The 19,982-nt window shown below is 63.5% G+C and carries 20 protein-coding genes; 10 read left to right on the forward strand and 10 right to left on the reverse strand.

Annotation, left to right across the window (positions count from 1 at the left end):
* Positions 1-29: 29 nt before the first annotated feature.
* Positions 30-1,133, forward strand: a complete 1,104-nt coding sequence (gene proB / locus G4D79_RS16500; protein WP_003944552.1) for a glutamate 5-kinase — start codon at positions 30-32, stop codon at positions 1,131-1,133.
* On the opposite strand, the gene G4D79_RS16505 is transcribed toward proB, so the two are convergent.
* A complete protein-coding gene (locus G4D79_RS16505; RefSeq protein WP_099698203.1) occupies positions 1,106-1,963 on the reverse strand; it encodes an NAD-dependent protein deacetylase in 858 nt (285 codons plus the stop codon). The two genes, proB and G4D79_RS16505, sit on opposite strands and share 28 nt — an antisense overlap.
* A gap of 50 nt (positions 1,964-2,013) precedes the next feature.
* Between G4D79_RS16505 and G4D79_RS16510 the strand changes: the two genes are divergently transcribed.
* Complete coding sequence (locus tag G4D79_RS16510; protein WP_081305478.1) at positions 2,014-2,535, forward strand: VOC family protein; 522 nt, start codon at positions 2,014-2,016, stop codon at positions 2,533-2,535.
* 44 nt (positions 2,536-2,579) lie between these two features.
* On the opposite strand, the gene G4D79_RS16515 is transcribed toward G4D79_RS16510, so the two are convergent.
* From G4D79_RS16515 to G4D79_RS16555, 9 genes are all read right to left on the reverse strand, one after another.
* Entirely contained in the window at positions 2,580-3,512 is a 933-nt protein-coding gene (locus G4D79_RS16515) for a D-isomer specific 2-hydroxyacid dehydrogenase family protein (RefSeq protein ID WP_099698204.1), read from the reverse strand.
* A 9-nt stretch (positions 3,513-3,521) separates the two neighbouring features.
* Positions 3,522-3,920, reverse strand: a complete 399-nt coding sequence (locus G4D79_RS16520) for an ectoine synthase (RefSeq protein WP_003944463.1) — start codon at positions 3,918-3,920, stop codon at positions 3,522-3,524.
* Positions 3,921-3,935: 15 nt separating this feature from the next.
* Positions 3,936-5,198, reverse strand: coding sequence for a diaminobutyrate--2-oxoglutarate transaminase (gene ectB / locus G4D79_RS16525; protein WP_099698205.1), 1,263 nt, complete (start codon positions 5,196-5,198; stop codon positions 3,936-3,938).
* 48 nt (positions 5,199-5,246) lie between these two features.
* A complete protein-coding gene (gene ectA / locus G4D79_RS16530; RefSeq protein WP_003944572.1) occupies positions 5,247-5,762 on the reverse strand; it encodes a diaminobutyrate acetyltransferase in 516 nt (171 codons plus the stop codon).
* Between the two features lie 160 nt (positions 5,763-5,922).
* Positions 5,923-8,022, reverse strand: a complete 2,100-nt coding sequence (locus G4D79_RS16535) for a DEAD/DEAH box helicase (RefSeq protein WP_099698206.1) — start codon at positions 8,020-8,022, stop codon at positions 5,923-5,925.
* 39 nt (positions 8,023-8,061) lie between these two features.
* Positions 8,062-8,883 carry a MerR family transcriptional regulator gene (locus tag G4D79_RS16540; RefSeq protein ID WP_064113179.1) on the reverse strand — a complete coding sequence of 274 codons (822 nt, stop codon included), beginning with the start codon at positions 8,881-8,883 and terminating at the stop codon, positions 8,062-8,064.
* A 53-nt stretch (positions 8,884-8,936) separates the two neighbouring features.
* Positions 8,937-9,818, reverse strand: coding sequence for a ribokinase (locus G4D79_RS16545; protein ID WP_063316234.1), 882 nt, complete (start codon positions 9,816-9,818; stop codon positions 8,937-8,939).
* Positions 9,815-11,257 carry an MFS transporter gene (locus tag G4D79_RS16550; RefSeq protein WP_099698207.1) on the reverse strand — a complete coding sequence of 481 codons (1,443 nt, stop codon included), beginning with the start codon at positions 11,255-11,257 and terminating at the stop codon, positions 9,815-9,817. The genes G4D79_RS16545 and G4D79_RS16550 overlap by 4 nt, the downstream gene beginning before the upstream one ends.
* A 243-nt stretch (positions 11,258-11,500) precedes the next feature.
* The gene (locus G4D79_RS16555) at positions 11,501-12,604 is read right to left on the reverse strand and encodes an NADH:flavin oxidoreductase/NADH oxidase (RefSeq protein WP_063316233.1); all 1,104 of its coding nucleotides are present in this window, start codon (positions 12,602-12,604) and stop codon (positions 11,501-11,503) included.
* A 149-nt stretch (positions 12,605-12,753) separates the two neighbouring features.
* Here G4D79_RS16555 and G4D79_RS16560 point away from each other — a divergent pair, with 149 nt between their 5' ends.
* From G4D79_RS16560 to G4D79_RS16595, 8 genes are read left to right on the forward strand one after another with little or no spacing between them, the layout of a single operon-like run.
* Entirely contained in the window at positions 12,754-14,040 is a 1,287-nt protein-coding gene (locus tag G4D79_RS16560; protein ID WP_063316232.1) for a glutamate-5-semialdehyde dehydrogenase, read from the forward strand.
* A 40-nt stretch (positions 14,041-14,080) separates the two neighbouring features.
* A complete protein-coding gene (locus tag G4D79_RS16565; protein WP_003944506.1) occupies positions 14,081-14,992 on the forward strand; it encodes a MoxR family ATPase in 912 nt (303 codons plus the stop codon).
* Positions 14,993-15,000: 8 nt separating this feature from the next.
* The gene (locus G4D79_RS16570) at positions 15,001-16,464 is read left to right on the forward strand and encodes a VWA domain-containing protein (protein ID WP_064689238.1); all 1,464 of its coding nucleotides are present in this window, start codon (positions 15,001-15,003) and stop codon (positions 16,462-16,464) included.
* Between the two features lie 18 nt (positions 16,465-16,482).
* Positions 16,483-17,199 (forward strand): nicotinate-nucleotide adenylyltransferase, encoded by a 717-nt coding sequence (nadD, locus tag G4D79_RS16575; protein ID WP_003944462.1) that lies wholly within the window; start codon positions 16,483-16,485, stop codon positions 17,197-17,199.
* Between the two features lie 46 nt (positions 17,200-17,245).
* Positions 17,246-17,692: a ribosome silencing factor gene (gene rsfS / locus G4D79_RS16580; protein ID WP_003944502.1), complete on the forward strand. Its 447-nt coding sequence runs from the start codon at positions 17,246-17,248 to the stop codon at positions 17,690-17,692.
* Positions 17,689-18,363, forward strand: a complete 675-nt coding sequence (locus tag G4D79_RS16585) for a histidine phosphatase family protein (protein ID WP_058039398.1) — start codon at positions 17,689-17,691, stop codon at positions 18,361-18,363. The genes rsfS and G4D79_RS16585 overlap by 4 nt, the downstream gene beginning before the upstream one ends.
* Positions 18,350-19,132, forward strand: a complete 783-nt coding sequence (gene octT / locus G4D79_RS16590; protein ID WP_214514248.1) for a diglucosylglycerate octanoyltransferase — start codon at positions 18,350-18,352, stop codon at positions 19,130-19,132. Before G4D79_RS16585 ends, octT begins: the two co-directional genes overlap by 14 nt.
* Before the next feature lie 4 nt (positions 19,133-19,136).
* Positions 19,137-19,979, forward strand: coding sequence for a DegV family protein (locus G4D79_RS16595; protein WP_054826980.1), 843 nt, complete (start codon positions 19,137-19,139; stop codon positions 19,977-19,979).
* Positions 19,980-19,982: the final 3 nt, after the last annotated feature.

A 19,982-nucleotide genomic window follows, 5' to 3' on the forward strand; every position in this document is an offset into this window, starting at 1 on the left:
GACGAAAACCGAAGAGAGGGAACGGGACTGTGCTCGGGTCCACCAGGGAGTCGATAGCGTCGGCTCACAGTATCGTCGTGAAGATCGGGTCGTCTGCGCTCACCAGTCTGGTGGCGGGACTCGATACTCACCGACTCGATCTGTTGGCCGATGCCATCGAGGCTCGCATGCGTGCGGGTTCCGATGTCGTCGTCGTCTCGTCCGGTGCCGTCGGCGCCGGACTGGCGCCGCTGGGACTGACCAAGCGGCCTCGCGATCTCGCGACCAAGCAGGCTGCGGCCAGCGTCGGTCAGTTGGCTCTGGCTCACGCCTGGGGTACGTCGTTCGCCCGTTACGGCCGTACCGTCGGGCAGGTTCTACTCACGGCTGACGACATCGCTCGACGGACGCAGCACCGCAACGCCCAACGGACACTCGATCGTCTACGGGCATTGCACGCGGTGGCGATCGTGAACGAGAACGACACCGTTGCCACCACCGAACTTCGATTCGGTGACAACGATCGGCTGGCTGCTCTGGTTGCTCATCTGGTCGGCGCCGACGCGTTGATCCTGTTGTCGGATGTGGACGGACTGTACGACGGGGATCCCCGAAAGGGCGATGCCACACTGATTCCCGAGGTCAACAGTCCCGAGGATCTCGACGGTGTGGTTGCCGGTTCGGGTGGCGCCCTCGGTACCGGAGGCATGGCGTCGAAGCTCTCAGCAGCACGCCTGGCCGCTGATTCCGGCGTGCCGGTTCTGCTCGCGGCAGCATCGGACGCTGCGCAGGCACTCAGTGGTGCCGATGTCGGAACGGCATTTGCGCCGCGGCCGACGCGATTGTCGGCACGCCGATTCTGGGTTCGTCACGCCGCTGACACATCGGGTGACCTCCACCTCGACGAAGGCGCCGTCCGCGCGGTCGTGTCCAAGCGTCGAAGCCTTCTGTCCGCTGGCATCGTCGGTGTATCCGGTGACTTCCACGCCGGCGACGTCGTGTCCCTGATGGGGCCGGGGGAGAAGCCCGTCGCCCGGGGTGTCGTTGCGTTCGACGCTGCGGAGATCGAGGAGATCCTGGGGCGCTCCACCACCGATCTACCGGCCGACATGCAGCGTCCTGTGGTTCACGCGGACGACTTGGTGGCGCTGTAGCTTTCGTGCTCAACGAGGGCGGAAAGTGCTTCAGCGCAACCGACTTCGAGCTTGAGGTCGGCGAATTCGTCGCCGCGAGTCGTGCCTCGATTGACGATGGCGATCGGCTTCCCGGTCTTGGCGGCATGCCGGACGAAACGTAGGCCGGACATCACGGTCAACGACGACCCGGCTACCAACAGTGCGTCGGATTGGTCGACAAGGCTGTATGCACGGGCGACGCGTTCCTTGGGGACGGATTCGCCGAAGTAGACGATGTCCGGTTTGAGTAAGCCACCGCACACGGCGCAATCCACGACGCGAAAGTGTGCGGTGGATTCGATCACGGCATCTGCGTCGGGTGCGATTTCGACTCCTGTTGCAGCAGCGACTGTTTCGGCGAATCCGGGATTGGCTTCTTCCAGCCTCTCTGCGAGAGTGGTGCGGGAGATCAGCCGCTGGCAGCTCAGGCATCGAACCTGCGCGTAGGTGCCGTGGAGGTCGATGACGTTTCGCGCGCCGGCCTTGGTGTGCAGGAGGTCGACGTTCTGGGTGATCACGCCGACGGCTCGCCCTGATCGTTCCAGTGCCGCGACGGCCCGGTGGCCCTGGTTGGGGCGGGAGCTGTCCATGTATCGCCAGCCGATGTGGTTGCGCGCCCAGTAGTGCCGCCGAAACGCCGGATCGCCGATGAACTGTTGGAACGTCATCGGATTGCGCGGGGGTGAATCAGGTCCGCGGTAGTCCGGGATTCCGGAGTCGGTGGAGATGCCGGCGCCCGTCAGAACTGCCAGGCGACGGCCGGCCAGGAGCTCGGGGAGGGCGTCGAGGCGGCTGTTGTCGGTAGGCACCGTTCCAGGATAGGCGCGTGTGCGAGACGGAGGCGCGGAGGAAGTCCGAAATGTTCAATAGAACACGTGTGCGATCGCCAATACTCGTACACATGAACACAGTGAACCCGATCCCTGCTGGTTACCGCACGATCACTCCCTACCTTGCGGTGCCGGACGGCCATGCCGCACTCGACTACTACAAACGAGCACTTGGAGCTGAGATAGTCGATGCGATGAACGCACCTGACGGCTCCCTCATGCATGCGGAGATCCGGATCGGCGATTCGATGCTGCAGCTTTCGCAGGAGATGCCGGACTTCGGTCTCAAATCACCGCAGGACGGCTGGGTGCATTCGTCGATCGTCGTCTACACCGAGGACACGGACGAGTTTGTCGCTCGGGCAGTCGCCGAGGGAGGCACGCTGGTCACGGCTGTGGCCGATACATTTTCGGGCGACCGGCATGGAGTGTTTCTCGATCCGTTCGGCCACAGGTGGGCAGTATGCACGAAGGTCGAGGATGTACCTGCCGAAGAGGTCGCTCGCCGGGCGCGGGCGCTTTTCTTTCCGGAGACGCAGTCGTCACAGTAATTTGTGGCAACCGTCGTCCGAGCATTCGAGCTTCGGCGGCGTGCTCAGTATCCGGCTACGGGGTCCACGAGGGCAGCCAGCGCCTCACCCTTCGCGAAGCGGGTCACGTTCTTGGAGACGTGATCCGCGAACGCGGCGGGGCGAACGCCTGGCGGATTGGAATCGTGGGGTGTGATGATCGCATTCGTCAGATCCCACAGTGGGTGACCGTCCGGGAGGGGTTCGGGATCGGTGACGTCGAGACCGGCGCCGCCGATCTGTTCCGACTCGATGGCCTCGACCAGTGCGTCGGTGTCGACCAGTGATCCGCGCGCGACATTGATCACCCAGGAATGGGGTTGCATCGCCGCCAACTGCGTACGGCCCACGAGGTGACGGGTGGCCGGGGTGGCGGGCGCAGCAATCACGAAGTGATCTGCGCGAGAATAGATTTCATCCATCCTGGATGCGGGGTACGTCGAGATCGCCCCGGGGACCGGGCTACCGGAACGATTGACTGCGATGCTGTCCGCCCCCTGCGCGGCCAGCATCGGAATCAGCGCGCGGCCGATACCGCCTGCGCCGATGATCGTAACCGTCGAGCCACGAAGGGTGCCGATCTTGGGAAAGAACTCGAACTGACGCCACGTTCGAGCCTCGATGTGTGCAGGCAAGTGGCGAACTCCGGCCAAGAGAAGCATGAGTGCATGCTCGGCCACCGACGCCGAAAACGCACCGGCCGCCGAGGTCCACGTGATTTCTGTGTCCTTCGGAATCACACCGGAGTCGAACCAATCCTCGATTCCCGCCGACGGAAGCTGCACCCACCTGACCGACGCCGGTAACTCCGACGGAAAGGTCTCGGGTGAGCCCGCCCAGATCAGGGCGTCCGCAGTGTCGATCGGACTGATCAGACCACCGCCCCGAAGCACCGCGCTGTCGAGCAGTGCATCGGGGACGGGGCCGATCGCTACGCGTGGAGAGGTGTCAGTCGCCATGACTAGACGCTACGCGGGGACCTCCACCAGTGGGTAGACACCGTTCTCGTCGTGCACCTCACGCCCGGTGACCGGCGGATTGAACACGCACAGCATGCGCATCTGCGTGTCCGGCTCGACGCGGTGACGCTCGTGGCCGTTGAGCAGGTACATCGACCCCGGTGCGAGATCGTATTCCTTGTTGTTGTCGAGGTCGATCAGCTTGCCGGTGCCCTCGACGAGCCAGACAGCCTCGACGTGGTTGGCGTAATGGAACTCGTTGACCGAACCCGCCTTGATGGTGGTCTCGTGGAACGAGAACCCGACGCGGTCGCCGCCGAGGACGATGCGCTTGCTGCGCCAGTTTCCGTCCTCACTCGTGATGTCGCGGTCGGTGTCGGTGATCTCGGTGGTGGTGCGAACGATCATGGGAGAGTCCTTCCTCTAGCTGCAGACCTTGAGTGTCGCCTCGGCCAGGATGGAGAGGCCGTGCTCGAGCTCGTCGTCGGTAATCGTCAGTGCGGGAAGCAGTTTCACAACCTGGTCGGAGGGTCCGGAGGTCTCGGCGAGCAATCCCTCGTCGAATGCCAACTGGCAGACCTTGCCGGCACGCTCGGGCTGTTCGAAGACGAGGCCCTGAACCAAGCCACGCCCGCGGTGCGAGACCTCGCCGGGGAACTGATCGGAGAGGTTGGCGAAGCATTCGCTGATGCGTGCGCCCTTCTTCAACGTCATCTTGGTGAGGGCGTCGTCGGACCAGTAGTGGTCGAGTGCCACCTTGGAGGTGACGAACGCCGGGTTGTTGCCGCGGAAGGTGCCGTTGTGCTCGCCCGGTCCCCAGACGTCGAGTTCACGCTTGAACAGCGTGAGCGCCATCGGCATTCCGTAGCCGCTGATCGACTTGGACAACGTGACGATGTCGGGAACGATTCCGGCCTCTTCGAAGGAGAAGAACGGGCCGGTACGGCCGCAACCCATCTGGACGTCGTCGACGATCAACAGGATTCCGCGATCCGAGCACAGTGTTGCCAGCGCCCGAAGCCATTCGGGGCGAGCGACATTGACGCCACCTTCACCCTGCACGGTTTCGACGATCACTGCCGCGGGGCGGTTGATTCCACTGCCGGAATCATCGAGAACGCGGGAGAACCACTGGAAGTCCTCGGTGACGCCGTCGAAGTAGTTGTCGAAGGGCATCGGTGTCGTGTGCACGAGGGGGACACCGGCGCCCGCGCGCTTCATCGAGTTACCGGTCACGGAGAGTGCACCAAGTGTCATTCCGTGAAATGCGTTGGTGAAGTTGATGACTGCCGAACGTCCGGTGACCTTGCGGGCCAGCTTCAGTGCAGCCTCGACGGTGTTCGATCCGGTCGGGCCGGGGAACTGGACCTTGTAGTCCAGGCCGCGCGGCTCGAGGATGTTGCGCTGAAAGGTCTCGAGGAATTCGCGTTTGGCGACTGTCGACATGTCGAGGCCGTGCGTGATGCCGTCGCTCATGATGTAGTCGACCAGTGCGGACTTGAGCACCGGGTTGTTGTGGCCGTAGTTGAGGGCGCCGGCACCGGCGAAGAAATCGAGGTAGTCGCGTCCGTTCTCGTCACGAATCCAGGATCCGGATGCGCTGGTGAACACTGCGGGCCAGTCACGGCAGTAGCTGCGAACCTCGGACTCGAGGGTTTCAAAAATGCTTGCTTCGTTGATATTCATATCTTCTTTGTTCCTCCGGGGCATGCTGTATGCCGAGCGCGAAGTGCGCTAGGCGCCGATCGTGTAAAGATCTTCGGCTTCGTGTCCATCGGGAAAATCGTTGGGCGAGAACAAGGTCTGCCTGGTTATCGGTACTTCGCGCCGACGTGCGAGCGCGGTGAAGAGTGCGATCGAAGCCTCGTTGTCGGGGCTGATCGTGGTCTCCAGATGTGTAACACCCAGCGGGGCAGTGCGATCCATCAAGTCGGACAGCATGCGGGCAGCAATTGCCTTGCCGCGCTGGTCTTCGTCGACCGCCACTTGCCACACGAACAGGGTTTCCTGAGCGCTGGGACGGGTATAACCGGAAACGAATCCGACTACGCGGCCGTCTACCTCCGCGACGATGGACGTCGCGCTGAAATCCCTGCACCACAACAGGTATGCATAACTCGAATTGAGGTCGAGCACCTTCGAATCACGTGCGATCTCCCAGAGCCGGACTCCGTCATCGATCTGTGGGCTTCTGAACAACACCGCGTCCGGCGCGGTGGTCGGGATAGCTCTCGTATCAACAGGCTTCATCGGTCATCTGAACGTAACAATCATTGCTGGCGAAGTCATGCAGATGTCCGTTTCGGGCCGTGTGGAACCCGTTGCGCCCCAGGTGAGGACATGAATGTGATGGTGCTCACATTATGTAACTTTTGCCGTTGTCCGAGCGACTATTTCGGGCAAAAACTCGCTATTTCGGGCTCGCGAGTGCCAACGGAAGTACCGAGTGCGCACCAGCCTGTCGAAGTGCGCGTGCGGCCATCGTGAAAGTCCAACCGGTATCAGCGATTGCGTCGACAAGAAGTATTGGTCCCTGATGGATACTCATGTCCGGGACTTCCCAAACATCGACCAGTCCGGACACGCGGTAGGCGGAGTTCGCTGCCGACACCGGAGGGTGGTCGGGCCGCAAGCGAAGGGTGCCCAGGTCGGTCAATCGCCCGACCTCGGCCAACTTGGCAGCCAGGCTCGACACCAACAAAGGATGCGTCGTGGATTCGAGGGCCATGACACCGGTGGGTCGCTCGGCCCAATTCCAGGCGGCCAGAACGCTGATACACGCGCTGACCACCGCATCGGGTACCTCGGCGTCGGGACCGTCGAAAAGCGCGCGGAGACGTTGACCCCAGCCCAGGTCCGACATCCGTCCGAGAATGCGCCCGGTTTCGGGCCCCTCGGTGATCTTCCCGGACAGCTTGACGCCCAGCTTGCTCAGGCCGGTCGGCCACATCTTGCGCGGTTCCAGGTCGAATCCGGGGCGCTGCAAGCGCGCCCGAGTCTCGTCGAGGGCGGCGGTGTCGACAGTGGTGTCGTAGCGATTGCCTGTGCAGTTGTCACAGCGACCGCACTGTGAGTTCTCCGAGGTCAGACCAGGATCGTCGAGTTGTTCACGCAGGAAGGTCATTCGACACGTCGTGATGCTCTGGTACTCGACCATTGCGGCCTGCTCGGCCTGGCGAGCGTCGTCGAGTCGGCCGTAGCGCTCGGCGTCGTACACCCAGGGTTCGCCGGTGCTGATCCACCCGCCCTTGACGCGTTTGACCGCGCCGTCGACGTCGAGGACTTTGAGGACCATCTCGAGACGCGTGCGATTGAGCTCCACCAGAGGTTCGAGTGCCGGTGTCGACGTGGCCTTTTCGGTGTCGAGGTGTTCGATGACGCTGCGGACTAGGTGCTCGCGGGGGAAGGCGACCGAGGCGAAGTAACTCCAGATCTGCTTGTCCTCGGCCCCCGGCAGGAGGATCACGTCTGCCCTGTCGGTGGAACGACCGGCGCGGCCCACCTGCTGGTAGTACGAGATCGGCGACGACGGTGCGCCGAGGTGGACGACGAACCCGAGATCAGGCTTGTCGAAGCCCATCCCGAGTGCCGAGGTGGCCACCAGAGCCTTGACGCGATTATCCAACAAGTCCTGCTCGAGAGATTCACGTTCAGTGGGATCGGTCTGGCCCGTGTAGGCGGCGACGGTATGGCCGCGCTCGGAGAGCAGGCTTGCGAGGTCGCGCGCGGCCGAAACCGTCAGCGTGTAGATGATGCCCGAACCCGGCAGCGTCTCGAGCATGTCGGCAAGCCAGGCAGCGCGCGCCGTCGCCTCCGGAATGTGGACTACAGAGAGGTGAAGCGACTCGCGTTCGAGCCCGCCGCGAAGGACGAGGGTTTCCTCACCGCCGACGCCGAGTTGGGCGGACACGTCCTCGACGACGCGGTTGTTGGCCGTCGCCGTGGTTGCGAGGACGGGAATGCCCTCGCCGAGTTCGGCGATCAAGGTCCTGATGCGGCGGTAGTCGGGACGGAAGTCGTGGCCCCAGTCGGAAACGCAGTGAGCCTCGTCGACTACGACCAGGCCGGCATCAGCTGCCAGGGCCGGGAGCACCTGATCGCGGAAGTCAGGGTTGTTCAGGCGCTCGGGGCTGACCAGAAGGACGTCGAGATCATTGGCTGCGACGCGGGCATGGATGTCGTCCCATTCGGTGACGTTGCCCGAATTGATGGTTGCGGCGCGCACTCCGGCACGTTCGGCAGAACTGACCTGGTTTCGCATCAGGGCCAACAACGGAGAGACGATGACGGTGGGGCCGTGGCCCGTTGCCCGGAGCAGCTTCGCCGAGATGAAGTAGACCGCAGATTTGCCCCAGCCGGTCCGCTGTACGACGAGCGCGCGTTTGCGCTGCACCACCAGCGCCTCGATGGCCGTCCACTGGTCCTCGCGTAGGCGGGCATCCGGCCCCGCGAGTTCGCGGAGCAGCCGCTCGGCTTCGTCGCGCATGGCTGGGGCAGTGGCGGTGGTCATGGACCCCATGGTGCACGACCCTGCCGACACGTGCGGGCTTCAGGCCTTGGCAACAGGTTCCTGCAGTTCGGTGACCCAGCCGTCGACATCCTCCGGGCACGCCAGCGTCACCTCACGGCTGGGGCCGGCATTGAGGTATCCCGCTGCGTCGATCCATTGGGCCAACGCCTGATAAGCGGGCAGGCAGTTGTCCATCGAACCCTTGTGCAGCAGCGAGGCCACGTGCTCTTCGGCCCGCAGGTCCACCACAGCGAACTCGTAGTCGCCATCGGGATTCGCGTCTACCGGTAGCGCCGCATGGACGACGACGTTCTCGTCGTCACCGGCATCCTCGTAGTAAGCGACAGCGGGTCCGATCGCGGCGATACCGGCACGATCCAAACCGGTACAAAGGCGCTCGTACAACCCGCGAACCACCGGGCCGATCGACGACGGATCCATCGTCTTGGCGGTACCGGTCAACTCCGCGACCCGCAGCGCCGGAACTGACTTGATCACAACCTCGTATGCGGACATCTGTCCCTCACTTTCGATGATCCGTAGGCGCGCCTGTACATGCGCCAGTCGCGCGGTGTCTTCCTGGATTCGGGTTTCGAGTTCTGCTCGGCGAAGCGTGAGCATCCCGCGGATCTCGTCGACGGTGACCGCCGACTCCACCACTTGCTGGACCTGGGCCAGAGTCAGGCCCAACTCCTTGAGAGCGACGATGCGGTTGAGCAGCGCCAACTGGCCCGCGGTGTACGAGCGATACCCGGTGGATGCGTCGACCCTCGCGGGTCTGAGCAGACCGATGGCGTCGTAGTGGCGGAGCATGCGCACCGACACACGACCTGCTCTCGCGAAGTCTCCGATGCTCAACATCCTTGCTCGCCCCGTTTCTCTCTCACAAACCCGATACCTACAGGTTTACGACCTCACACGGTGTCAGAGTCAAGCTGTCGGTTCAGGACTTTTTCGATCGCAGCGCGAGTGGGTGACGACACCGACGCGCCGCGGACCGTCGTCGCCAGACTTCCCGCCGTGGCAGCGAACTGCAGGGCGCGGTCCTGGCCCTGCACCCACTCCACGGCGAAGGCGCCGGTGAAAGCATCGCCTGCGCCAGTTGTATCCACGGGTGTCACGGCCGGGGAGTCGGCGTGGATTGTCTCCTCGCCCGACCGGAGATCCGCGCCGCCGGCCCCGAGCGTCGTGACGAGGTATCGGACGCGACCGGTGACCGCGGCCAACTGCTCCGACTCGGTCTGGTTGACGATCAGGATGTCGACAGACTCGATCAGGGCGCCCGGAAGGTCTTGTACCGGTGAAGGATTGAGGATGACAGTTGTTCCGTTGGCACGCGCGTGCCGGGCCGCTGTGGTGACCGTGTCGAGGGGTATTTCGAGTTGGCACAGGAGAACGTCGGCGTGTGCGATCGCGTCGAGGTCTACTTCGGACAACGAGGTGACCGAGGAATTGGCGCCCGGGACGACGATGATGTTGTTCTCCGCGTCCTCGCTCACGGTGATGGCGGCAACGCCGCTCGGGCCGTCGACACTACGAAGCAACGCGGTGTCGACCCCGGCGTCTTGCAGGGTCTCGCGCAATTGGGTGCCGAAACCGTCGTCGCCGACCGCGCCGACGAACGACACGTCCCCACCGGCCTTCGCGGCGGCGATGGCCTGGTTGCTGCCTTTGCCTCCCGCCGCGGTGGCAAAGGCAGTGCCGAGCAGCGTTTCTCCCGGAGTTGGGAATCTGGACACTGACGTGGTCAGATCCATGTTGATACTGCCGACGACGACGATTCGAGGCGTGCTCATACCTCGAGGTTATCGGCCTTCATTCTCTTTCGACGAACCTTGCGGATGATCCGACGTGCTTCCTCGTCGGTGGCGACGGAGGGCGGAGAGCCGTCGAGTGGCTTGCGTGCGGTCTCGGGGATCATCAGGACTGCGATACCGCCGATCACGGCGGCGATCATCATGTACATCGGTGCGACCAAGTTGCTGCCCGTTGCACTTTCGAGGGCGGTGAGCACCAGGGGAGTGGTCCCGCCGAAGATGGAGACCGCGAGGTTGTATCCGATTGCCAAGCCGCCGTACCTGATTCCGGTCGGAAACAGTGCGGGAAGCACGGACGGGAACACACCGACGAACAGCAGGAGCAAGCCGCCGAGAATTGCGAGTCCCAGGAAGACCGTCACGTAGTTGCCGACGCCGATCAGAAGGTAGGCAGGCAGGGACAGGACGAAGAATCCGATGAAACCGCTGAGCAGCAAGGGTTTACGCCCGACGCGGTCCGAGAACTTTCCGACGTAGCTGATTCCCATCATCATCACGATCATGACGATGATCATCAGAACGAGTCCGTGGGATTCGTCGTAACCCAACGTGTTGGTCAGATACGTCGGCATGTAGCTGAGCAGTCCGTAGTGAGCGATGTTGTACGTGGCCACCAGGACGATGCACAGAACAAGCGGACGCCAGTTGTCGACGAGAGTTTCGCGTAGTTTCTTGCCTGTGGATTCATCTGCGAGGGAGCGCTCTTCGGCCTGCTCCATCATCTGGAATGCGGGGGTTTCCTCCAAACGCAGACGGAGGTACAGGCCGATGAGACCCAGAGGTCCGGCAATGAGGAAGGGGATGCGCCAGCCCCACTGGAGTAGGTCCTCGGCACTGACGACGGTCTGGATGATCGTCACGATGCCCGCTGCCGCCACATATCCTGCCAGAGTCCCGAATTCGAGGAAGCTGGCGAAGAAACCGCGGCGCTTGTCCGGTGCGTATTCGGCGACGAACGTACTGGCTCCGCCGTATTCGCCGCCGGTGGAAAAGCCCTGCAGTAGGCGTAGGAGTACCAGCAGGATCGGGGCGGTGATACCGATGGATTCGTAGCTCGGGATGAGGCCGATGGCGAAGGTGCTGCCCGCCATCAGAATGATGGTGGTGGCCAGGACTTTCTTGCGTCCGATGCGGTCACCGAGTGGACCGAAGAACAATCCGCCGAGTGGGCGGACGATGAAGGCTGCCGCAAAAATTGCAAAGGTAGAGAGGAGTTGAGCGCTGCCGCTCGCGTCCGGGAAGAACACTTTTCCTATAGTGGTAGCTAGATATGCGTAAACGCCGAAATCGAACCACTCCATGGCATTTCCGAGCATCGTTGCCTTGACAGCGCGCTTGACGGACGCATTGTCGGTGACGCAGACATCGGGTGATTCGGCCACTTCGAGAGCGCTTATCGAGTTCTCTGGTGTAGTCATGACATGCGCTCCCCAGCGCAATCATCGAACCGAGCGGGGCACGTACCTGATGCACGCATCTTTTCGTTGCCCACTCGCCGATGAGCCGGTCGGGAAATCGAGCGTCCGCGTGCCCTGTGGCTCGTTGCGACCCCCGTCGCACGGCTCTGGCCCGCGGCAGTGTCCGGAGCCCACAGGGCTCCGGACTACCGGCAAGTAAGACGCTTACGCTATCAAAGTTGTGCGCGGGAGCCGATTTTCGGGCTAGAAGGCGCGGGCGTACTGCGACGGGATATGCGGTCCTACCTCGGCGTTCAGTTCACGGGCCGCCCGGCGCGCCCAGTAGGGATCACGCAACAGTTCGCGGCCGAGGAGCACCGCCACTGCGCTTCCGTCTTCGACGATCTTCTCGGCCTGTTCGGGTTCGGTGATGAGGCCGACGGCGGCGGCCGGTAGCAGGCTCTCGTTCTGCAGGCGACGGGCGAACGGAACCTGGTATCCCGGCTCCACCGGAATCTTGGCCGCCGGTGAATTACCGCCGGTGGACACGTCGACGAGATCGACGCCGTAGTCGGAGAGGATGTTGGCGAGGGCAACGGTCTGATCCGCGGTCCAGCTGTCGACGTCGAGCCCACGTTCTTCCGTGAGCCAATCGGTCGCCGAGACCCGGACGAAGAGCGGTAGCTCGGCCGGCCACACCTCGCGGACTGCGCTCAGGATTTCGAGGAGCAATCGGATGCGGTTCTCGAAGCTGCCTCCGTAGCGGTCCGTTCGCTTGTTGCTCTCGGGGGAGAGGAACTGATGAATCAGGTATCCGTGGGCCGCGTGAATTTCCACGACCTTGAATTCGGCCTTCAATGCGCGGGTAGCCGCCGCTGCGAAGTCCGCGACGACCTTCTCGATGCCTTCCGTGGTGAGCTCGACCGGATCGGCAAGGTGACCGAACGGAACCGCGCTCGGGGCAACCGTCTGCCACGAGAGTCGGTCGTCGGCGGGCAGACTCTTGCCGCCGCGCCACGGAACCTGCGTCGACGCTTTGCGTCCGGCGTGGGCCAGCTGAATTCCGGGCACTGCGCCGAAGTACGCGAGTTGCGCGTTGATCTCGGCGAAGGCTTGCGCCTGCGTGTCGTTCCAGATCCCCAGATCAGCTACCGATATGCGGCCTTCGGGATTGACGGCCGTCGCCTCGGTGAGAATCAGGCCGGTGCCGCCGATTGCACGGCTCACCAGATGCGTGCGATGCCACTCGTTGGGCACTCCGACCTGGTCGCCGATGACGTCAGCGGAGTACTGGCACATCGGTGCCATCCAGACGCGGTTCGGGATGGTGACGCCGCGCAGGGTCAAAGGCTCGAACAACACACTCACGGATGGCTCCTGACTCGAAGAAGAAGGTCGGTGGGTGCAACAGCGCCCCGCATCGGAATTGTTCCCCGGCGGTCCGCCGGAATGGTCCCGGGTGGTCACAGCCTCGTTCCGCCGAGCAGGCCGTCACGGTGGGTGGTTAATGTGTATTCATGACCGCTGTGACTTCCAACGCAGAAACCGTCGACTCGAACGCGTCCGACACCAAGTCCGTCGTGCACGACGCCGCACGCCGAGCCCGTAAGGCTTCGCGCGTCCTGGCTCTGCTGACCACCGCGCAGAAGGATGCTGCGCTCAACGCCGCAGCCGACGCGGTACTCGCGGCAAGTGATCGGATTCTCGCGGCCAACGCTCTCGATATCGACACCGCGAAGGCGGGCGGCACCGAGGAATCGCTGCTCGACCGTCTTCGTCTGACCGCTGAGCGGATCGAGGGCATCGCGTCGGGTTTGCGTCAGGTTGCCGGACTACCCGATCCGATCGGTGAAGTGCTTCGTGGATCTACTTTGCCGAACGGTTTGGAGCTACGCCAGCAGCGCGTTCCGCTCGGTGTCGTCGGCATGGTGTACGAGGCTCGCCCCAACGTTACCGTCGACGCTTTCGGGCTCACTCTCAAGTCGGGAAATGCTGCGCTGCTTCGTGGTTCGTCCTCGGCGGTCAAGTCCAACGAAGCGTTAGTGGCGGCTCTGCGCGCGTCGTTGATTGACCAGGGACTGCCCGAGGATTCCGTTCAACTTCTGCCGAGTGCGGATCGGTCGACGGTCACGCACCTCATCCAGGCCCGCGGCCTCGTCGACGTCGTCATCCCGCGCGGCGGTGCCGGCTTGATCAGCGCCGTCGTGCGTGATGCCACCGTGCCCACCATCGAGACCGGTGTCGGTAACTGCCACGTCTATGTTCACTCGGCCGCCGATCTACTGATGGCCGAGAAGATTCTTCTCAACTCCAAAACCCGTCGGCCCAGTGTGTGCAACACGGCAGAGACGGTGCTGGTCGACGCCGCTATTGCCGAGACGGCCGTGCCGAAGCTGCTCCAAGCGCTTCAGATGCACGACGTCGTCGTGCACGGTGATCTGCCGGGACTGGTTCCCGCGACCGAGGACGACTGGTCGAAGGAATACCTCACCCTCGACGTCGCCCTCAAGGTCGTCAAGGACCTGGACGCTGCCGTCGAGCACATCGACCAGTACGGGACCGGCCACACCGAAGCCATCGTGACGTCCGATCTCTCGGCTGCCCGCGAGTTCACCGCTCGAGTCGACGCTGCGGCAGTGATGGTCAATGCGTCGACTGCCTTCACCGACGGTGAGCAGTTCGGGTTCGGCGCCGAGATCGGCATCTCCACCCAGAAACTGCACGCGCGTGGCCCCATGGGGCTACCGGAACTGACGTCCACCAAGTGGATCGTCTGGGGCGACGGGCATACCCGACCCGCCTGAAAAGTTCACCAGACTTGCCCCACCTCTCAAGGAGTTAACCGTGGACCGAGCACTTCCCGACACGACGCCGTTCTTCTCGACCGTCGACGACGTGATCGAACGGCTGGCCGAAACCGGCTATCTGTCCGACAAGGCCACCGCGACGGCAGTCTTCCTGGCCGATCGTCTGGGCAAGCCGCTGCTCATCGAGGGCCCGGCCGGTGTCGGAAAGACGGAACTCGCCCGCGCAGTCGCCCAGACCACGGGCGCAGAACTGGTGCGTCTGCAGTGCTACGAGGGCGTCGACGAGGCTCGTGCGCTGTACGAGTGGAACCACGCGAAGCAGATTCTTCGGATTCAGTCGGGCGGGGCGAGCGGAGCGAGGGGTGATGTCGCGGTCGACCACAGCTGGGACTCGACGAAGGCGGATGTCTTCTCGGAGGAGTTCCTGCTCGCACGTCCACTGCTCAAGGCCATTCGCCGCGAGGACCCGACGGTGCTGTTGATCGACGAGACGGACAAGGCAGACGTCGAGATCGAAGGTCTGCTCCTCGAAGTGCTCAGCGACTTCGCGGTCACGATCCCCGAGCTCGGAACGATCACCGCCACCCGCAAGCCGTTCACGGTGTTGACCTCGAATGCCACTCGTGAACTCTCGGAGGCTCTGAAGCGTCGTTGCCTCTTCCTGCATCTCGATTTCCCGGACGCCGACCTCGAGCGTCGCATCCTCGCAAGCCGTGTGCCGGAGCTTCCTGAAGCGATTGCCGAGCAGCTGGTCAACACCATTCGTGTTCTTCGCGGAATGCAGCTCAAGAAGGTCCCTTCGGTATCCGAGACCATCGACTGGGGACGCACCCTTCTTGCTCTGGGCATGGACACTCTCGACGACGATGCCGTTCGCGCCACGCTCGGCGTGATCCTCAAGCACCAGTCGGACCAGGTGCGTGCTGCCGCTGAACTTCGGCTGAACTGAGGTCTGACATGGCTCCCGCAGCATCGACGTCGCCGCTCTCACCTGGCGGCCTGGCAGCGCCGCACGGGATTCCCGGTCACCTCGTCGATTTTGTCGAGGCTCTGCGACGACGCGGAATCATGGTCGGCCCGTCCGAGACAGTCGACGCCGGTCAGGTCATGTCTGTTCTCGACCTGCTCGATCGTGAAGCGCTTCGTGAAGGGCTGGCATGCTCGCTCCTGCGCAGGCCGACCCACCGGGCGACGTTCGACGCCGTCTTCGACCTGTGGTTCCCCAAGGCGATCGGTGACCGTGCGGTCGGCGACGTCGACGTCACACTGCCGCGCAAGCCAGACGGCTCGATCGACCTGCAGGCATTGCGTGAGCTGATCGCCGAACTGCTGACAGACGGCAGTGACAAGGCGATGGAGATGACCGAACTCCTGACCGCCGCGATGGTCGAGGAACTCGGGCAGTACCAGTCGAGCAACGGCCCGTCGTTCTCCGCCTACCAGGCGCTGCGCGACGTCGCCCCGGAGACGTTGCTCAACAAGATCCTGCAGGGCCTGCTCGGCAACCAGGAGGGTTCCGGGTCAGAGGGCAAGGACAACTCCGACTATCAGTCCGAGGTCGCCAAGCGCACGGCAGCGCAGCGCATCGCGGACTTCCGCAAGATGGTCGAGAAGGAAACGCGTCGACGCACAGCCGAGAATTTGGGCAAGGAGCGGGTCGCCACGTACGGCGTTCCGAAACTCGCCGAGGAAGTCGACTTCTTGCGAGCGTCCGATGCCGAACTCACCACGCTGAAGAAGAACGTCGCACCCCTGGCTCGCTTGTTGGCCAGTCGTCTCGCCGTGCGTCGTAGCCGCTCTCGCGCGGGTTCGATCGACCTACGTCGTACGTTGCGCAAGTCCATGTCGACGGGCGGAGTGCCGATCGATCTGGTGCAGCGCAAGCCGAAGCGGGCGCGGCCCGAACTTGTGGTGATGTGTGACGTATCCGGCTCGGTGGCGGGGTTCAGCCATTTCACTCTGCTGCTCGTGAACGCTTTGCGTGAGCAGTTCTCGCGCGTGCGGGTGTTCGCGTTCATCGACACGACCGACGAGGTCACGCGGTTCTTCGACTCGAACGCAGACCTCGGATCAGCGATGTCACGGATGGTGCGTGAGGCCGAACTGATCACCTACGACGGCCACTCAGACTACGGACACGCCTTCGGAGTGTTCCAGGAGAAGTTTGCGCAGTCGATCACCAGTCGCACGTCGCTACTGGTACTCGGCGACGGTCGCAACAACTACCGCGATCCCAACCTTCAGTCGCTGTCGCAGATGGTGGCAGTAGCCAAGCACGCGCACTGGCTCAACCCCGAGCCGAAGGGGCAATGGGGAACGGGTGACTCCGCGGCGAAGGTCTACAACGAGGTCATCAGCATGCACGAGTGCCGCTCGGCCCAGCAGCTTGCCGACGTCGTGTCCCGTCTGCTGCCGGTCTGACCCGTAAGCTCGACACTCGTGCAGAAGGGACTATCGGTGGAACGTGCTCGACGCCTAGGAGTGATGGGTGGCACCTTCGACCCCATTCACCATGGCCACCTCGTTGCGGCCAGTGAGGTCGCCGACCGGTTCGGACTCGACGAAGTGATCTTCGTCCCCACCGGGCGGCCCTGGCAGAAGCAGGGGAAGGGCGTCAGTCCTGCCGAGGACCGGTACCTCATGACGGTCATCGCCACCGCCTCCAACCCGCGGTTTTCCGTCTCTCGGGTCGACGTCGACCGTGAAAAAGTGACGTACACCGTGGACACGCTGCGAGACCTCCGGGCCTACCACCCTGACGCCGAACTCTTCTTCATCACCGGTGCCGATGCGCTGGCCAGCATCCTTTCCTGGCAAGATTGGGAAGAGTTGTTCGCATTGGCGAAGTTCGTCGGGGTATCGCGACCGGGTTTCGATCTCAATGCAGAGCACCTGGCCGGTCACCTCGACACCATGCCCGCCGACGCGGTCACGTTGATAGAGATTCCGGCACTTGCCATTTCGTCGACCGAATGTCGGCGTCGGGCAAGTGAAGACCGCCCCGTCTGGTACCTGGTGCCGGACGGAGTGGTGCAGTACATCTCGAAGCGGAACCTGTATCGACCTGTCGACGCGGAGCGCCGCGACGGAGCTACAACGATGTCGGAGCCCGCACCGGGGAAGTCGGAAGCCGTCCCGGGCGCCGAATCGAGCTAGCCGAGCACAACAAGTACTTTCTGAAGACGAAACTGGAGAACATCGAGTGAGCGCAAACACCGAAGCCATCGACATGGCACGCATCGCGGCCTTGGCAGCCGACGAGAAGCTGGCCACCGAAGTGGTGGTGCTCGATGTGTCCGAACAGCTGGTCATCACGGACTGCTTCGTCATCGCATCTGCGACGAACGAGCGTCAGGTCAACTCGATTGTCGAGAACATCGAAGACCGTCTCCGCGAAGCGGGACACAAGCCGGTCCGCCGTGAAGGCACCCGCGAGGGCCGCTGGGCACTGCTCGACTACGCCGACATCGTCGTCCACGTCCAGCATGACGAGGAGCGCAACTTCTACGCTCTCGATCGTCTGTGGAAGGACTGCCCGACGGTCGAGGTCGAAGGCCTCGGACAGAACCGTCCCGGCCCCGCCGACGCCAACACGGTGTTCGAGACCGACACGGTTTCCGAGCCGGACGCGCAGGATCCCTCGCTGTGACTTCGTCGGCGCCCAGTGCGGCGTCGAACCCTGTCCGCCGGCTCATCCTGCTGCGTCACGGACAGACCGAATACAACGCCGACTCTCGGATGCAGGGGCAACTCGACACCGACCTGTCGGAGTTGGGACGCACGCAGGCCAAGAGTGCAGGTCCGGTGATCGCCGATCGCAGGCCGTTGACGATCGTGTCCTCGGATCTGCGTCGGGCGTACTTCACGGCCGTCGCAGTCGGTGATGCCGCCGGACTTCCGGTCCTCACCGACACGCGTCTGCGTGAGACACACCTGGGGGAATGGCAGGGCCTGACTCATCATGACGTCGACGAGCGCACTCCCGGTGTGCGATCTGCGTGGCGAGCGGATGCCACGTTGGCGCCGCCCGGCGGCGAAAGCCGAATCGACGTCGCGAATCGCAGCCTCCCCGTAGTTCACGAATTGCTCGACACGCACCCGGACTGGGCCGAGCGGCCCGTGGTTCTGGTGGCGCACGGAGGCTTGATCGCGGCACTGACAGCGGCATTGCTCGACCTACCCATCGATCGCTGGGCCGTCCTCGGCGGATTGGGAAACACCAGTTGGGTGCAACTCAGTGGACATGGTGACGTCAAGTCGATCGAGTGGCGACTCGACGTATGGAATGCTTCTGCGAGTGTCGCAAATGACGTCCTTTGAAAGTGCCGACGGGCAGCGCCCCGTCCTCCTCGTACTCGCGGATTCGCTGTCGTATTTCGGCCCCAAAGGCGGCCTCGCGGCAGATCATCCACGCATCTGGCCCAACATCGTGGCCGACGAACTCGGCTGGGACGTCGAGTTGGTCGCCCGTATCGGATGGACGTGTCGCGACGCGTGGTGGGCACTGACTCAGGATCCTCGTGTGTGGGCGGCGGTGCCGCGGGCCGGCGCCGTCGTGTTCGCGGTCGGCGGGATGGACTCGCTGCCGTCCCCATTGCCTACCGCGCTCCGCGAGACCATCCGCTACGTTCGGCCACCCGCGCTTCGACGCGTGGTGCGCGAGGGTTATCAGTGGCTGCAGCCGCGGCTTGCACCTCTGGGCCGCCCGGTCGCACTTCCGCCCAAGCTGAGCGTCGAGTATCTGGAAAGCTCGCGAAATGCGTTGGAGTACATGCGGCCGGAACTGCCGATGATCGCGACCTTGCCGTCGGTGCACCGCAGTGATGCCTACGCCAGCGTGCATGCCGGACGACCTGCCGCGGTGTCCGCGATCACCGAGTGGGCTACGGAGAAAGACGTTCCCGTAGTCGATCTCGCGGATGCAGTGCGTGACAACGTCTTTTCCGAGAACGGCAACCCCGACGGTATTCACTGGGGTTGGGACGGTCATGTCGGTGTAGCCCGCGCGATGATCGCTGCGATTCGCGGGGTGGAGTCGCAGAAAGTGGTTTCGCCGGAACTGGTATCACCGCCGAGCGAAGTCGGGTAGCAGAATGCCGGTCGTCGTCGTCACGGATTCCTCCGCCTGCATCCCGCAGGAGTCGGCCGACGCATGTGGCATTCAGGTTGTTCCGCTCCACGTGCTCCGTGACGGCTGCGACTTGCGAGAGGGCGTCGACGCAATGCCGAGCGACCTGTCGGGAGTGACAACGGCCGGAGCGTCGCCCGCCGAGTTGTCCGAAGCGTATGCACGCGCCCTGGACATGAGCGACGGTGACGGCGTTCTCGCCGTTCACATTTCACGCCAACTGTCGGGAACGTGGGAAGCCGGACGAGTCGCGGCCCAGGAGTTCGGTGGCGCCGTCCGCATCGTCGATTCACAGTCCGCCGGTATGGGTTTGGGATATCCCGTCCTCGAAGCTGCACGCTTGGCCGAGAAGGGCGCTTCACTCGAAGAGGCGTACGGCCGGGCGGTCGACGTAGCGAGCCGTGGGCGCTGCTACATCGTCGTCGACAAACTTGATCAATTGCGTAGGGGAGGACGAATCGGAACCGCGGCCGCACTGCTGGGCACTGCATTGGCGATGAAGCCGATCCTGCATCTGGTGGACGGCAAGCTCGTGCTCGGCGAGAAGACACGTACCACCACCAAAGCTCTTGCACGGTTGGTGGATTCGGCAGTCGAACGCGCCGGTCTCGGTCGTGTGGCGATAGCCGTGCATCACATGCGCGCGCGAGAGCGTGCGGACGGGATAGCAGAACAGTTGGCCGAGCGCATTCCCGACGTAGCGGAATCCGTCGTCACCGACTTCAGTGCGGTTATCGGAGCGCACGTCGGTGTCGGCGCGATCGGTGTTGTGGTGTGCCCGTTGCCGGAGATCGACACGAGCGCCTGATCG

Origin of the sequence: Rhodococcus sp. WY5 (genome assembly GCF_018588185.1) — a bacterium.
GTDB classification, from domain to species: Bacteria; Actinomycetota; Actinomycetes; order Mycobacteriales; family Mycobacteriaceae; genus Rhodococcus_F; species Rhodococcus_F qingshengii.